Below are 16,253 nucleotides of genomic sequence, written 5' to 3' on the forward strand. Positions count from 1 at the left end.
GTCAAAAAATTCGAAACGAAAGATCAGAGATTTACAAAACCGGTCAGCCATTCATTTTTTGCGGTAGCCAAGTTGCGATTTCCGGGAAAATGGTAATCAGCAATACGGCCAGCAACAGAAGGAAAAAGAACGGCAAAGCAGCCACTGCAATGGCAAACAGGTTCTTGCCTGTCAGCCCTTGCAAAACGAAAAGATTGAAACCGACCGGCGGAGTGATTTGCGACATTTCGACCACCAGCACCACATAGATGCCAAACCACAAAAGGTCGATCCCAGCGGCCTGCACCATCGGCAGGATCACCGATGTGGTCAAAACCACCACCGAAATCCCGTCAAGGAAACAGCCAAGCACGATGAAGAATACGGTCAGCGCCGCCAGCAGCGCATAGGGCGACAGATCCATCTGCGCGATCCATGCTGCCAGTTCACGCGGAATACCGGTAAAGCCCATTGCCACGGTCAAAACAGCCGCACCGGCAAGGATAAAGCAGATCATGCACGATGTGCGCGTGGCCCCCATAATCCCGTCCATCAGGCTTTCGCGGGTCAAGGATCCGCTGATTGCTGAAAGGACCAGGGCGCCAACCACACCAAATGCCGCCGCCTCGGTCGGGGTTGCAACCCCGCCATAGATCGAACCGATCACAGCGGAAATCAATGCGATCACCGGGATCAAACGCCCCGATGCCCGAAGCTTTGCGCCAAACGGCATATCAGGGGCGGCAGGCGGCATTTTATCCTTGTTGATCGTGGCCCAAATGCCAACGAAGCTCATGAACAAAATGATCAGCATCGCGCCGGGTAAAACACCGGCAATGAACAGACGGGCAATCGAAAGCTCAGCCGAAACCCCGTACACAATCAAAATGATCGATGGCGGGATCAAAAGACCCAACGTGCCAGACCCCGCAAGGGTGCCAAGGATCAGCTTGTCCGCATATCCTTGTTTACGCAGTTCCGGGATCGACATCCGGCCAATGGTTGCCGCCGTTGCAGCAGACGACCCGGAAACAGCAGCAAAGATGCCACAGCCAAGCACATTCACATGCAGCAGCCGGCCCGGCAGTTTATTGAGCCACGGCGCAAGTCCGGTAAACATGTCCTCGGAAAGCCGCGACCGAAATAGGATTTCACCCATCCAGATAAACAACGGCAACGGTGCAAGTGACCAGGTTGCCAAGCTTGACCACGCCGTGGTCGCGATGATCGGACCAGTTTGCGCGCCGGTAAAGAATTCAAGTGCAAAGACACCAATCGCAAACAGCGAAAGCGCCACCCATAGGCCTGCCCCCAAAAACAGGAACAAAAGCCCCATCAGGATCAGGCCAATTTGAAGTACATCCATGACCGCTTCCTACTCGTTCAGTTCGTTGGCTTCACCGCCAGCGAACGCCGGTTCACGACCACACACGGTATCAACCAGTGCTTCGATCATTGCGATGGTGAAGACGACAAGACCAAAGGCCATTGCGGCCTGTGGGATCCAAAGTGGGAAAGCCAACACTCCGGGCGACGTATCACCGTAAGAAAAGCTTTCTTCGGCCAGAACCGCCACCCACCATGCAAAGTAACCACCCAGGAATGTTGCCAAACAGAGGGTCACGGTTTCCAAGATGCGCCGTGCGGTACCATAGAAATGCGATAAGACAATCTGCACCCGAATATGGGTCCCGGCGCGAAAGGCCGGGCCGAGTGCCAAAAACGTTCCCGCTGCAAGCGAGAAACCGGCCAGTTCGTTGGCGTCATGCACGGCGACACCCACCACGCGCCCCAACGACTGGGCCAAAATCAAAAGTGCGATGGCAATCAAGAAAAAGGCTGCCAAGCCGCCACTGAACTTGAAAAGGTAATCTAATAATCTACGCACAGCAGTCCCCTTTCCGCCCGCGGTTATCGCGATGGTGGCTTAAACTTCCAAACGGACAGTAACTTTCAGATATGGGGCGTATTGGGACCGGACAGAAAACCGCATCTGCATCCATTCTATCCGGCCCCATCAAGATCAGAACCTTAGTTCTTAAAGGCGTCGATGATGGCTTTGCCTTCATCGCCGGTTTGATCAAGCCAATCAGCAACCATTGTGTCACCAGCTTTGGACAAACCAGATTTCAGCTCGGCACTGGGGTCTGCAACGTTCATGCCGTTTTCTGCCAGGATTTTCTTCTTGGCTTCGGCTTCTGCCATGCTCATTTCCCAACCGCGCGTCTCAGCTTTGGCGGCGGCGTCCATGACAGCTTTCTGTGCTTCTTCAGGCAGGCGATCAAACGACTTGGCGTTTACAATCACCATGTTTTTCGGAAGCCATGCCTGAACGTCATAGAAGTTCGACACAAAGTCCCATGCCTTGGAGTTCGCACCGGTCGAAGGCGAGGTGATCATGGCCTCGACAATGCCGGTGGCGAACGCGGTCGGGATTTCTGGAACTTCAACCTGTGTCGCAACCATGCCGGTCAGATCGGCAAGTTGGGACGTGGTCGCGTTATAGGCACGGAATTTAAGACCTTTAAGGTCTTCCACCGTCGAAACCGGATTTGCGGTATAAAGACCCTGTGCTGGCCACGGTACAGCGTACAGAACTTTAAGGCCGTCTTTGGCAAGGGCGGCTTCGATGCCCGAACGTGAAACTTCCCAAAGTTTTTTGGCATCGTCATAAGAGGTCGCCAAGAACGGGATCGCATCAACGGTATAGATCGGGTTTTCGTTGGCCAAAAGCGAGATAAGCGTTTCGCCAATCGGCACCAAGCCGCGCTGAACCGAGCGTTTGATGTCCGCATGTTTAAACAGTGAACCACCCGAATGAACGGTGATGGTCAGTTCACCACCGGACGCATCATTTACGTCCTTGGCAAATTCAATAATGTTTTGGGTATGGAAAGTCGCATCCGGATACGGTGTCGCCATATCCCATGTTTCCGCAGCATACGCCACCCCAGCCGACATGGTGATTGCCGCCATTGCGACAGTCGAAAGTGCCTTTTTAAGCATTATTCAAGTCTCCCTGTATGAGATGGGAGCCGATACGGCGTCGCGCGTACCGAGACTCCGAAGCATCCTCCCAACAGATTAATTACATTTTACTGACAAATTGTCAATGTTGATTCATAACAGCTATGCATAAAGCGGGAAGGTGTGCGACAAATTGGCGGAACTGCGCCTTTTTAAGCAGGGAACGACAACACGATTTTCTCTGCGCGAAGCTGCCCAGTTATTACGTTTGCTTTAGAGAATTAGGGATCGCAAGTCAGGGATGAGGTCGACAGCCTCTCATCCGCCGACTTCAGGACAAGGCACCCAATCAAATACAGGCGACCACAAAAAAGACGGCGGGCATGTACCCGCCGCCTGAAAAACTAGTCTTTATATCTGCGTATGACGCTGGCGCATCCGCAACGCGCGAATGGACACGTTGCAAAACCAACGGCGCAAACGAATTACATTGCGCTTGCGGCGCGCGATGCTTGGTCATAAACGCCGGAAATCGCGCGCAATGTTTTGGCAACATCGCCGACTTCCTGACTGTTCACACCAAGGCGCTGGAAAGTTTCGACCAAGCATGCTTCGCGCACTTCACGATATTTCTCGCACATGTCGCGGCCTTCCTGCGTGGTACCGTAATGCACTTCCTTGCCACGTTTGTTGCCGTCGACAAGGCCCAGCTTCCGCAGTTTCTTTAATGCGTAATTGACCAAATGGCTGTCTTCGACATTTAAGACGAAACAAACTTCCGACAGGCTTTTTTCGCGTTCGCGCGAATTGACATTATGCAGCACCAGAATATCCAGAACCGACAAATCTGGCATACCGGCCGCGCGCATGCAGCGAACCATCCAACGATCAAAAGCATTGCCTGACAATATCAAGGCGAACTCAAGCTCGGACAATTCTGCTGCGCGCTCTGACACCAGATGCGACGACGAAACAATACGTGGTTTATCAGTCATGCGACGTTCCCTGTTTCACTCTCGCGGTTATACGCGGGTGATTTGACACTTATACCTCGTGAGATTGTCGCCATTTTATCGTGAAAATGGCGGCAAGGTAAAGCCCAGCCGCCATTTGTTATCGACAATTCATCGTCAAAGTGATCGCATGCGCTCCAGGAAACCGGAAATCTGTCCTTGTAGGCTTTCGCTTTGCGTGCCCAGATTGGTCGCCGATCCATGCACATCGTTTGCAGCGACATTGGTATCCGCAACGGCGCCAGAAACCCCCTGCATCGCAGCGGAAATTTCCTCTGTCCCGGCGGCAGCCTGTTCAACGTTTTGCGAAATTTCGGACGTCGCAACAGTTTGCTCTTCGACGGCCGCAGCAACCGCCGCAGCACGTTCACTGATATCCGAAATCATCCGGACAATTTCATCAATTGCCTCAACAGCCAATCCTGTTGCCTGCTGAATACCATTGATCTGATTGGTGATGTCTTCGGTGGCCTTGCCGGTTTGATTGGCAAGATTTTTAACTTCGCTTGCCACAACGGCAAAGCCCTTGCCCGCGTCACCGGCCCTTGCGGCTTCAATCGTGGCATTAAGGGCCAGAAGGTTGGTCTGGCCAGCGATGTCACTAATCAGGCCGATGACCTCGCCGATTTTAAGCGCCGCATCGTTAAGACCCTGAATGTTTTCGTTTGTATTCCGCGCCCGCTCAGTCGCCGATTGCGCCATACTGGAGGTTTCTGTCACCTGACTGGAAATCTCGTTAATGGACGCAGACAGTTCTGTGGCCGCTGTTGCGACCAACTGTACGTTTGACGATGCTTCTTCGGTACCAGCCGATACGACCATCGATTGGTTTGAGGCGGTTTCGGCACTTGAACGCAGAACATTCGACGCGGAATGCAGCTGTTGAACTGCGGTACCGACCTCGGCCATAACCGACACCACAGCGGTATCAAATTCGCGGATATAGCGTTCTTGGGTTTCAAGACGGACGCGACGTTTTTCGTCCTCGGCCTTTTGAATGGCTTCAAGTTTTTGGCGTTCAATCCCGTTTTCACGGAAAATCAAAACCGCGCGCCCCATGGTACCAATCTCGTCGGATCGCTCAACCTCGTTGATATCAACATCGAAGTCGTTTTCCGCAAGCCGACCCATCTTGTTGGTAAGGCCCGCAATCGCCCCTGAAATGGTTCGTGCCAAAATCCATGACATCGCAATAAGCGCAATGGCCCCAACAACAAACATAATGACCGTAATCATCAAACTGCGCTTGGCAATTTCTGCTGCCTGGGCCTTAGACGTCTGTTCAATCGCGGTGATCTCATCCCCCAACTGATCAAGAACCGGCTCAGCAGCAGCGTAATAGTCGCTCAGCAAAACGAGCTCCTGCTGCTTAAGCAGAATTCTCTCGGCCAATGCCTTAAAATCACGGACATATGCGTTCATGAGTTCTGTGATTTTTTGCTTTTCAGCGGACGGAATTTGCGGAGTTACTGCCAATTGCGGCCCAAATTCCGCCAACCTCGCATCGATACGGTCAACGTATTTTGGATCAATGCGCGCAAGAAAGTCTTTCTCGTGGCGACGCATCATCAACATGATGATGGTCAGTTTATCTGCATTGAATTTTGAAAGTTCTTCTTCGACATTGTGCACCGATGCGCGAAGGCTGCCGAGAAGACCGTCTTTTTCGCTCAGCCCGATTTCACGTTGAAGGTTGGCGATCGCGACAAACTTGTCAGCGTAAGCGCCAAACGAATTCATAATGGCGTCAATTTCAGCATCGAACTGCGCCATTGTCGGCGCATCTGCAAGCTTTTGCAGGCCGCTTCGGACATCTTCAACCGTTTCGGCGTGATCTTCTGCGAATTGTTCCTCAAGACGCAGAAGGAAATCCTTCTCGCGTCGTCGGGCATTCAGAAATTCTTTGGCAATACTATCGACCAACAGTCGATCCTGAAGCGCACTTTCAGCTGCTTCTTCCGCAGATTGTCGCTGGGCATCCGCAACAAAAAGAACCCCAGCCACCACGACGAAGATCGTCAATGCCGCCAAGCCAATCAGCGAGATCTGATAGATCAATCGCATACGAGATAGAAATTTCATGCCTGCCCCCAGGAGTATTAAATGAGTACATATCGCGCCGCACAAACATTTCGCCTGCGCTGCACAAAGACGCTCAAAGGGGCATATGAGGACGATCACAGCAAATTACGCGAAAAATCTTATATTTTTTGAAATTTATCGCCTTAAAATCAACCAATGCGGTTATTAAATTACATTTTAGCATGTGGTGGTTGTTGAAATACCGTTATTGCGGTCAGAGTGGTTGCAAACCTATCGGCAAAGAAAAAGCCCGCACCAAAGCGGGCTTTTTCAAACTTATCTGCCGTAACACGTTTCGTCTGAGCTGAGCTTAACTTGCGCGCATCCGTTCGAGAAACGCATCAATACGGGTCGTCAGCCCATCGCTTTGCTTACCAAGATTATCCGCAGAGCCGCGCACATCTTGTGCCGCCCCTTTGGTGTCCGCAACGGAAGATGAGACGCCCTGCATGGCTGAGGAAATTTCGCGGGTGGCAGATGCCGCTTGTTCGACATTTTGCGATATCTCGCTGGTGGCGACGGTTTGCTGCTCAACCGCGGCGGCAACAGAGGCGGTGCGTTCGCTGATATCGGAAATCATTCGAACGATTTCATCAATCGCCCCAACGGCAGACTCTGTCGCACGCTGGATATCGCCGATTTGGCTTGTGATATCCTCGGTCGCCTTTGCCGTCTGATTGGCAAGATTTTTGACCTCACTTGCGACAACTGCAAATCCCTTGCCCGCCTCGCCGGCACGTGCCGCTTCGATCGTGGCATTCAGCGCCAACAGATTGGTCTGCCCGGCAATGTCGTTGATCATGCCGATAACTTCGCCAATCCTTACCGCCGCCGCATTCAATCCCTGAATATCTTCGTTAGTTGTTTGTGCCCGCGCACTGGCCGAAATGGCCATTTGGGATGTGTCACTGACCCGTCCGGCAATTTCATGAATAGACGCGGAAAGTTCGGTTGCCGCCGTCGCAACAAGTTCGACATTCGAAGATGCTTCTTCGGTGCCGGCCGACACGGTGGTTGATTGCTCGTCGGCTGTTGTCGCACTGCGCCGCAGGGCTTCGGACACGGAATGAAGCTGTTTAACGGCCGCCCCCACCTCGCTCATCATGGCGACGACATCGCGATCAAATTCGCGAATGTTTTCTTCCTGTGTTTCCATACGCTGGCGTTGCTGTTCGTCGACTTCTTGTTGCCGTGCCTCAAGCTTTTGCCGCTCCAGGCCGTTTTCGCGAAACACAACAACCGCCCGTCCCATTTCACCGATTTCGTCTTTGCGGTCGGCTTCATTAAGGGTCACATCAAATTGGCCATTTGCAAGACGGGTCATTTTTGATGTTAGTCCGGCAATCGCACTGACAATTGCACGTGCCAAAATAACTGACATAACAATCAAAATCAGCGTTCCGGCAATGAAGATGCCCAAGGTAACGACAACACCAGTTTGGGCAATTTCCTCGGACTGCAATTGCATGTTCGCTGCGACCGCACCGATTTCAGTACGAAGGTTTTCTAGAACCGGCTCCACCGCGGCATAGTAACTTCCAAGACGACCAAGGGCCTCTTCGCGGGCCAACGTCGCAGCGGCAAGCGCCTTGAAATTGGCGACATAGGACGTCATCAGCTTTGCAAGCTGGGCTTTTTTGTCGTCCTGAATGCTGCCTGCTTTTTTAAGGGACGCTTCAAACTGTTTGGCAAGGGCTTCGACATTTTGGATATGCACCGGGTCCATATTTGCCAAAAAGTCTTTTTCATTGGCGCGCATCTGCAACAGTTCGATCGCCAAGTCTTTACTGTCACTCAGCCCCAGCATTGCTTCGAACTTTGCAACTTCGGCTAAGGCCCCTTCAACCTCGGACGCGGCATTGCGCATTTCACCCAGTAAGCCGCTCGTGCCATCCAAGCCAATCTGTCGCTGCAGCATGACAACATTGGCAAACTCGTCGACATATTGCTCAAACGCTGCGCGGGCGGTGTCTATTTCGGGTAAAAGGTTGGCGATTTCTTCTTTCTTAGCCAAGGCATCCATGCCGGCGCGCACATTGGCGACTGTTTGCGCATGTGCTTCGACATATTGCAAGTCGTGACGCAGGACAAAATCCTTTTCATGACGCCGGGTATTAAGGAATGCACGGGATATTTCCCCCACAATCAACTGATCGGCAAAGGCAAACTTTGCAATTTCCTGCGCGGCTTGGCGTTGCTGATCGGCAAAGAATTGCGTGGCTCCGACGATGGCAAATATCACCAGCGCCACAACGCTAAGCAATGATATTTGGTAAACCAGCTTCATACGTGACAGTAAAGACATGTTCCACCCCGACTTTGATCGCTGTTTTATGATTATTCATTGTAATTTCTTGATCATGCCTTCATTAGAAACACCCTACCCTTGGTAGATCAATCAACACCAAAGTATATGTTAATCGAATTCCCCATCACCCAATGGTCGAAAAACCGATTGCCGGCTATTTCTTTCTGCGCGTAGCAAACTATGTTGTGGTGATTGCAACGGGTGGTTTTTAGCTACCCTCCAAATCGCCTGTTCATTCAGGCCGCAGAAACAACAGGACGTAAAAACACCCATGAGCATCTGGGGTAAAATTATTGGCGGAACGGCTGGTTTCGCTTTGGGCGGTCCGCTTGGCGCGATCCTTGGTGCCGCTGCCGGGCATGTCGTCGACAAGATTAAGGTCATCGCATCCGATCCGCGCCTTGGTGGATCTGGCACGTATTATAGCGACCAGACAAACTTCACTGGTGCCCAAGATCCCCGACAAATCGCGTTTGCAACCGGTGTTGTGATCCTTGCGGCCAAAATGGCGAAAGTCGACGGACACGTTAGCCGCGACGAAATTGACGCCTTTAAGCGTGTATTTCACATCCCGCCAAGCGAAGTTAAAAATGTCGGACGCGTCTTTGACATGGCAAAAGCATCGCCAGACGGGTTTGAACCCTATGCGGAGCAAATCGCCATGATGTTTCGGGGCGAACGCGCCCTGCTGGAAGGCATCCTAGAAGCGCTTTATCAGATTGCCATGGCCGATGGGGAACTCCACCCCGCCGAAAAGGATTACCTTAAAAAGGTCGCCCATATTTTCGGTTTCGCCGATATGGATTTTGATCGCGTTCATCAGGCACATACATCATCAAACGGGCCAGATCCCTATCAACAACTGGGCCTGACCCGGGATGCAAGTGACGAAGAATTAAAAGCAGCACATCGCAAATTGTCGCGCGAAAATCATCCCGATGCGTTGATGGCAAAGGGCATGCCGCCCGAATTTATCGCGCAAGCAAACGATAAAATGGCCCGCATCAATGCCGCGTGGGACCAAATTTCCAAAGAACGCGGCATTCGTTAGGACGTACAACCGCCCGGCATATTCCCAGGCCACAGATGATTTCCCTTGCAACAGCGCGATATATGCTGTTTGCAGGGGGCCAATGTTGCTGAACTTATTTTTGACCCCAAGCTTATCGGTTTTTCCATGGCGCCACCGCTGATTAATATTAATGACATTCACCTGACCTTTGGCGGGAATGATCTGTTTTCTGATGTCTCATTTGCCATCGGCGAACGAGACCGTCTTTGCCTTGTCGGGCGCAATGGGGGTGGTAAATCCACCCTGCTTAAAATCATCGCGGGCGAAATCGAAGCCGATGGCGGCGAACGGTTTGTTCAGCCTGGTTGCAAGGTGGCCTATCTTAATCAGGAACCGAAATTTGACGGCTATGACACGGTCGAGGATTTTGTCCTGTCCGCCCTTGATGCGCATGAAGAAGAATATTCTTATCGCTCGGACATGCTGCTGGCGTCCGTCAATATCGATCCCAAAGCCGATCCCAAGCAACTTTCGGGTGGCGAAGGCCGCCGTGCGGCAATTGCCCGGGCGTTGATTGCCGACCCACAAGTTTTGCTGCTTGATGAGCCGACCAACCACCTTGATCTTCCAACCATTCAGTGGCTTGAAGGGGAAATCAAAAACTTCCGCGGCGCTGTCGTGGTGATTTCGCACGACCGTGCATTCCTGAATGCTGTGTCCAATGGTGTCCTGTGGCTTGACCGTGGTGTGATGCATCAAGGCGCGATTAACTTTTCCAAGTTCGAAGAGTGGTCTGAGGAAATCTATCGCAAGGAATCCGAAGAACGCGCCAAGCTTGATAAGCTGATCGCCAAGGAAACCGTTTGGTCGGTTCAGGGTATTTCCGCCCGCCGTAAACGTAATCAGGGCCGCTTACGCCGTCTGTATGACATGCGCGAACAGCGTTCCAAACAAGTTGATCGTATTGGCAATGTGTCACTTGCGGCTGATACCGGCGGCACGTCGGGCAAAGTCGTGATCGAGGCGACCGATATCGCCAAATCATTTGGCGACCGTGACATCATTTCTGATTTCTCGACCCGTATTTTGCGCGGCGATAAAGTTGGCATTATTGGCCCGAATGGTGCGGGTAAAACCACCTTGCTGAAAATGCTGACCGGGCAGATTGAACCTGATAGCGGCACGATCAAAATCGGCACGAACTTAAACGCATCCTACTTTGACCAGAAACGCATCGCGCTTGATGACAACAAAACCCTTTGGGATACGTTGTGCGACGTTGGCGGTGATCAGGTAATGGTGCGCGGCAACCCGCGCCATGTTGTCAGCTACCTGCGCGACTTCCTGTTTGATGAAAAACAGGCACGCAGCCCGGTTGGTGCGCTTTCAGGCGGGGAACGCAACCGTTTGCTTTTGGCCAAACAATTGGCAAAGCCAACCAACCTTCTGATCATGGATGAGCCGACCAACGATCTGGATATGGATACGCTCGACCTGCTTCAGGAAATGCTGGATGAATACGAAGGCACCTTGCTGCTGGTCAGCCACGATCGTGACTTCCTCGATCGGGTTGTGACATCGTCCATCGTGATGGAAGGTGACGGCACCGCAGTTGAGTATGCGGGCGGCTATTCCGATTACATTGCCCAGCGTAAACTTTCAAAATCTGAACAAGCCCCGACAGAAGACCGCCCCGCTGGCAAAACCAGCAAAAAGGCGTTCACATCTGCCACCGCCCCGGCAAAGACCAAAGGCACTGCCAAGCTTAGCTATAAGGATCAGCGCGAATATGACGGGCTTCCGGAAAAGATGGCAAAGCTTGAAGCTGAAATAGCGGACCTTGAGGATGCCCTTTCGGATGGCACCTTGTTTACCAAGGACCCAGACAGCTTCCAGAAGAAGGTAGACCGGCTTACCGCCGCACGTGGTGAACTTGAATCCTGCGAAGAACGCTGGCTTGAGCTTGAAGAAATGCGCGAGGAACTTGGTCTTTCGTGACCTACCCGCGCGTTAGCTAACGGCCAGACCGGCGCTTTACCCGTGCTGCGCGATGAGTCACACTTTAGCTTAATGTTGAAAACATCTCATTTGTCATTTGGTCCCAAACAATGGATCAAATGACAAACACCCGCACCAAGATGGGCCGCGGGATAGGATCAATCTGTTGGCAATCGCGTATTGCACTGTGATGCATCGTGCCAGCTGCTTCTGAAAGCCTGCATCATGCCCTTAAAAGCGACACTTATGGCCCTTGCCGTGGCGGTGATCTGGGGGATTAACATGCTGACCGTCAAAGGGGCGGTTGGGGAAATCCCGCCATTCATGTTAACCGCTATTCGTTTTGCGGCGGTTGCTGTCCTGTTGGTGCCGTTTGCCCGGATGCCGCGCGGGCGGATGGGCAAACTTGCCGTAATTTCGGTCGTGTTTGGCACGTTCCATTTTGGGGTGCTGTTCTTTGCGCTGTCGATGATTGATGCGGGCCCGGTTGCGATTATCGTTTTGCTGGGTGTGCCGTTTTCATCGATGCTGGCAACCTATTTCTTTAATGATAGGCTTGGCTGGAAGCGGCTTTCGGGCATGGCATTGGCCTTTATCGGCGTCACCATCATGTTCTGGGACCCGACGATGACGGACATCCAATTGCCGCTGTTGTTGGTGGTATTGGCAGCATTTATGTGGGCCGTTGCCAACGTGATGATCAAGAAACTGGGCGATATTGACACCTTCCAACTCAATGGTTGGATGGCCTTGATGGCAGCCCCGCAATTGTTCATTTTCTCGATGATCGCCGAACCACATGCGTTTCAGGCCGTGATGAATGCCAGTTGGATGGCGTGGGCGAACCTTAGTTTTACCGTCGTGATGTCATCCATTGTGGCCTACGGTTTCTGGTATCACTTGCTGAAAACGCAGGATGTGAATGCCGTTGTGCCATGGTCGTTGCTAGCCCCGGTGATTAGCGTTATCGGATCGTTTATCGTCTTTAACGAATCGTTCTCGCTGCTTAAAATCATTGGTGGGGCGGTTGTTTTGTGTGGGGTGGGCGTCATTATGCTGCGTAAACCGGTACAGCGTAAAACGCAGGGTATGGATTGATCCACAAGGAACGATTTGACGATGGCAGCCAACACGCACCTAAACATCATCGACCATCCATCGCCCAATTTTGGTGACCGCCCAACAGATAGCCAAATCAATATTCTTGTTTTGCATTACACTGGCATGCAAAGCGGCCAAGAAGCAATCGATCGCCTGTGCGACCCGGCATCATCGGTTTCAAGTCACTATTTGATCGAAGAAGACGGACGGATTTTCCGGCTGGTGGATGAAGAAAAGCGCGCATGGCATGCCGGACGCGGCGCATGGCAAAAATGCGTGGATGTGAATTCAAATTCCATCGGGATTGAAATCGTCAATCCTGGTCATGAATTTGGTTACCGCCCCTTCCCAGATATTCAGATCCAATCGGTCATAGAACTCTGTCAGGATATCCTTGGCCGTCATACCATTCCCGCCAGCCGCGTCATTGCCCATTCTGATATGGCGCCAGATCGCAAGGAAGACCCGGGCGAGCTTTTCCCTTGGCAAGAACTTGCTAAGCACGGCATCGGCCTCTGGCCCGATATTGATCCAAAAGCCCTCCGACCAGGCGAAAAATTTGACCATTTGCTCGACAATATCGGCTATGGCGAAAACGATGCGATCAAACGGTGCATCGCGTTTCAGCGTCATTGGCGACCGCGCGATATTTCAGGCGTTATTGACGATGAATGTCTTTTGATTGCCAAGGCCCTTGCCGATGCCAGCAAGCCCTAGAACGCGTATTTCGGAACACATGCATAATGCAAGGTCCACAGTGTGCATCGCGTCCATCATACAGCACCGCACCCGCAGTGCTTTTCCTTGACGAACGCGTCCACGTAACCTAAATCACCGCAACCAGATGGCTGGATGGTCGCCCTGACTGCTTGCAGTTGGGGAGGAAAGTCCGGGCTCCACGGAAACACGGTGCCAGATAACGTCTGGCGGGGGCGACCCTAGGGAAAGTGCCACAGAAAGGAAACCACCGAATCGCGCAAGCCATTCGGCAAGGGTGAAAGGGTGCGGTAAGAGCGCACCGGTCCTTCAGTAATGCGGGACGCATGGTAAACCCCACCGGGAGCAAAACCTAATAGGAATGGTCGGCCGGATGCTTCGGCATTGTCGGCAGGTGGGTTTTCGCACCACCATTCGGGTTGGTTGCAGGAGGCGTTCGGCGACGGACGTCCCAGATGAATGGCCATACAGTGCGGCTTGCCGCATGGACAGAACCCGGCTTACAGGCCATCTGGTTTTATTTCTTTGCCCAAAGATATGACAAAGGCGATGACGTGATGTCATCGCCTTGAAAAGGTTATCCGCGCTCGGCAATGGAGGCGGCGAAATATTGATCGGTTTGTTCTTGTGTGCCGACCTCAAAATCGCCCGCAACCTGATCCTTGATCATTTTACCAAGGGTCGGCAGCGTCTTGCGGTCAATCTGGGTATTAACGTCCCATAATTTGGACCGCATCAGTGATTTTGCACAATGCAGGAACGCCTCATCAATCGTCACCTTGACCACGGTGATTGGCGGCTTTGGTGTATCGGCGAATAAATCCAGCAATTCAGGATCGGTGTGAATTTCAGCCCGGCCATTAATGCGCAAAGTCTCGTTCACGCCCGGCACGAAAAACAACATGCCAACCTTTGGATTGTCGATAATGTTGGTCAGCGTATCCACGCGGTTATTCCCCGGACGATCCGGCATCAAGATGGTTCTATCATCCAGAACTTTGATAAAGCCCGGTCCATCGCCCCGCGGGCTGACATCTGCGTCACCATTTGCGTCAGCCGATGAAATTACCGCAAAAGGTGCCAGTTCGATGAAATGCTTGCAGTGTTGATCAAGGGCCGGCAAGCACTTGGAAACGGCAATTTCCATCGGTGCGCCATAGATATCACGGAGCTTTTCTTGGCTGTCAATCTTGGTCATGGGGCACACCTGTTGCTGAAATCGCGTTAATTAAATCCGGTGGCGAAATTGCGTCAGTTGCAAACGCATGTCAATTGCGGATCAACCATGAACGATCTGCGCAACCGATTTAACGCTCGCAAACTCGTCATTCAGACTGGCCAGCGCGACATCATGCACCAGATCGGCAGCAAACGCCCGACCATCGGGCAAAGCGCGATCAAAGGTAAAACAGGCATCGGCGGCGATGGTGACGTCAAAGCCAAGGTTCGCCCCCATACGCGTCGTGGTATTCACGCAATGATCGGTCGAAATCCCACACACCACGATCTTATTGATGCCACGCGCACGTAGCTCGGCCTCAAGTGTCGTTCCGATAAAGGCGGAATTCACCGATTTTCCGCAAACCGGCTCATCCCCTTGGGGCATGGCGAATTCCATAAAGGCATGCCCTGGCTGATCCGGATGCAGGCGCGATTGCGGCGCTGTGCTGTTATGGCACACATGGATCACCGGCCAGCCATTCGCCCGCCAATGGGCCAATAGTGCTGCGCCATTTTCCTCAGCCGCGGGGTTATTGCGGTTCCCCCAATAAGCAAGGTCATCAAACCCTTTTTGCCAATCGATCAAGATCAGGGCGGTTTTGGACATCAAAGTAACTCCGGCACTTCAGAGAAAGAGATCAGCCACTTTAACAATGTTCCGACGGCAATACCGGACAATCACCCCACCGATTATGCCAAATTGATTAAAGCCAACCTTTGCGCTTGAAATACAAAAGCGGAAGAACTGCTGACAGGATCATCAAGCCAATCGCAAGCGGATAGCCAAATGCCCAATCAAGTTCCGGCATCAGTTTGAAATTCATGCCATAGATGCTGGCAATCAAGGTAGGTGGCAAAAATGCCGCCGCCGCGACCGAAAAAATCTTGATGATATTGTTTTGTTCAAGACTGATCATGCCAAGGGTCGCGTCCAACAGGAATGTGACCTTATTTGCAATGAAGTTGGCATGTTCGGTAATTGACACGATATCGCGTGAAATGATTTTAAGCCGTGCCTTAGCGTCCTTTTTAAACCGCGACTGCGTTGACAGGAACAATCCCAAACGGTGCAGGTTCAACAAACTGTCTTTCGCCTTACCCGACAGGTTTCCGGCCCGCCCAATTTGACGCAGAATTTCGCGGTGATCACGGTCAATGCCACGATCCTCGGCATTGGCAAAAACCTTTTCCGATAGCCCCTCAAGATCAAGGGCGGTTTGCTCCATAATATCGGCCAATCGATCGACAATCTGTTCAAGCAAACCAAAAAGGACTGCTTCGCAACCGCTGGCAAGCGACGGGGTACGCTTGACCCGGCGGATAAAGGTTTTAAACGGCACCGGATCGGCATAACGCAACGTGATCAGGGTTTTCTTGACCAGAATGAACGTTACGGCCTCTGTCTGCGGCGCATCAGATGCGGCCTGACTTAAAACGGAAACCGTTAAAAACAGCGCGCCATCTTCGTCATACAACCGCGACGACAGCTCAATTTCCTGCATTTCTTCGCGGGTTGGCACTTCGATCCCAAAGCGCTTTTCGACCTCCAGAACCTCTTCCTCGGTCGGCGATAATAGGTCAATCCAGACAGGAACACGTGCTGCTTTTGCTTGCGATGCACTATCAGACACCTCAGACGGAGCACTCACATCCTGCCGCTTGGCTTCATCAGAACTCCTCATATCAACGTCATCCGACGCACTATCAGCGGAATCCGCAACAGCTGGGGCATCGGCGACATGATTGTCATCGGATGTGTTTCGTGCCGGCGCGAAAAATTCGTTGGTATCCATGGCCTGTCTCCGTCGGCGCTGGCGTGCCGTTTGAACGGGGACCAGGATATTATGGGTTTAAC

Annotated in this window: 13 protein-coding genes and 1 other RNA gene; 5 read left to right on the top strand and 9 right to left on the bottom strand. The window is 52.2% G+C overall.

Annotated features, from left to right (window positions below; genetic code table 11):
• Positions 1-43 precede the first annotated feature (43 nt).
• The 6 genes from HCZ99_RS14475 to HCZ99_RS14500 all read right to left on the bottom strand — a co-directional run bounded on the left by HCZ99_RS14475 (position 44) and on the right by HCZ99_RS14500 (position 8,346).
• Positions 44-1,345, bottom strand: coding sequence for a TRAP transporter large permease (locus HCZ99_RS14475; RefSeq protein ID WP_167447717.1), 1,302 nt, complete (start codon positions 1,343-1,345; stop codon positions 44-46).
• 9 nt (positions 1,346-1,354) lie between these two features.
• Positions 1,355-1,867, bottom strand: coding sequence for a TRAP transporter small permease (locus HCZ99_RS14480; RefSeq protein ID WP_167447718.1), 513 nt, complete (start codon positions 1,865-1,867; stop codon positions 1,355-1,357).
• A gap of 143 nt (positions 1,868-2,010) precedes the next feature.
• Positions 2,011-2,985 (bottom strand): TRAP transporter substrate-binding protein, encoded by a 975-nt coding sequence (locus HCZ99_RS14485; protein ID WP_167447719.1) that lies wholly within the window; start codon positions 2,983-2,985, stop codon positions 2,011-2,013.
• Between the two features lie 446 nt (positions 2,986-3,431).
• Entirely contained in the window at positions 3,432-3,941 is a 510-nt protein-coding gene (locus tag HCZ99_RS14490) for a winged helix DNA-binding protein (RefSeq protein WP_167447720.1), read from the bottom strand.
• Positions 3,942-4,076: 135 nt separating this feature from the next.
• On the bottom strand, positions 4,077-6,041 hold the full coding sequence (locus HCZ99_RS14495; protein WP_167447721.1) for a methyl-accepting chemotaxis protein: 1,965 nt from the start codon (positions 6,039-6,041) through the stop codon (positions 4,077-4,079).
• A gap of 310 nt (positions 6,042-6,351) precedes the next feature.
• Entirely contained in the window at positions 6,352-8,346 is a 1,995-nt protein-coding gene (locus HCZ99_RS14500; protein WP_167447722.1) for a methyl-accepting chemotaxis protein, read from the bottom strand.
• A gap of 274 nt (positions 8,347-8,620) precedes the next feature.
• Between HCZ99_RS14500 and HCZ99_RS14505 the strand changes: the two genes are divergently transcribed.
• The 5 genes from HCZ99_RS14505 to rnpB all read left to right on the top strand — a co-directional run bounded on the left by HCZ99_RS14505 (position 8,621) and on the right by rnpB (position 13,696).
• Entirely contained in the window at positions 8,621-9,400 is a 780-nt protein-coding gene (locus tag HCZ99_RS14505) for a TerB family tellurite resistance protein (protein WP_167447723.1), read from the top strand.
• Between the two features lie 126 nt (positions 9,401-9,526).
• Entirely contained in the window at positions 9,527-11,359 is a 1,833-nt protein-coding gene (locus HCZ99_RS14510) for an ATP-binding cassette domain-containing protein (protein WP_167447724.1), read from the top strand.
• A 225-nt stretch (positions 11,360-11,584) separates the two neighbouring features.
• Positions 11,585-12,457 carry a DMT family transporter gene (locus tag HCZ99_RS14515; RefSeq protein WP_167447725.1) on the top strand — a complete coding sequence of 291 codons (873 nt, stop codon included), beginning with the start codon at positions 11,585-11,587 and terminating at the stop codon, positions 12,455-12,457.
• 21 nt (positions 12,458-12,478) lie between these two features.
• Positions 12,479-13,177: an N-acetylmuramoyl-L-alanine amidase gene (locus HCZ99_RS14520; RefSeq protein WP_167447726.1), complete on the top strand. Its 699-nt coding sequence runs from the start codon at positions 12,479-12,481 to the stop codon at positions 13,175-13,177.
• Between the two features lie 123 nt (positions 13,178-13,300).
• Positions 13,301-13,696: RNase P RNA component class A (rnpB, locus tag HCZ99_RS14525), an RNA gene on the top strand.
• A gap of 58 nt (positions 13,697-13,754) precedes the next feature.
• Here rnpB and HCZ99_RS14530 read toward each other — a convergent pair.
• The 3 genes from HCZ99_RS14530 to corA all read right to left on the bottom strand — a co-directional run bounded on the left by HCZ99_RS14530 (position 13,755) and on the right by corA (position 16,191).
• Complete coding sequence (locus HCZ99_RS14530) at positions 13,755-14,375, bottom strand: pyridoxamine 5'-phosphate oxidase family protein (protein WP_167447727.1); 621 nt, start codon at positions 14,373-14,375, stop codon at positions 13,755-13,757.
• A gap of 81 nt (positions 14,376-14,456) precedes the next feature.
• Entirely contained in the window at positions 14,457-15,005 is a 549-nt protein-coding gene (locus tag HCZ99_RS14535; protein WP_167447728.1) for a cysteine hydrolase family protein, read from the bottom strand.
• Between the two features lie 97 nt (positions 15,006-15,102).
• Positions 15,103-16,191, bottom strand: coding sequence for a magnesium/cobalt transporter CorA (gene corA, locus HCZ99_RS14540; protein WP_167447729.1), 1,089 nt, complete (start codon positions 16,189-16,191; stop codon positions 15,103-15,105).
• Positions 16,192-16,253: the final 62 nt, after the last annotated feature.

Origin of the sequence: Thalassospira lucentensis (assembly GCF_011806425.1) — a bacterium.
Taxonomy (GTDB): Bacteria; Pseudomonadota; Alphaproteobacteria; order Rhodospirillales; family Thalassospiraceae; genus Thalassospira; species Thalassospira lucentensis_B.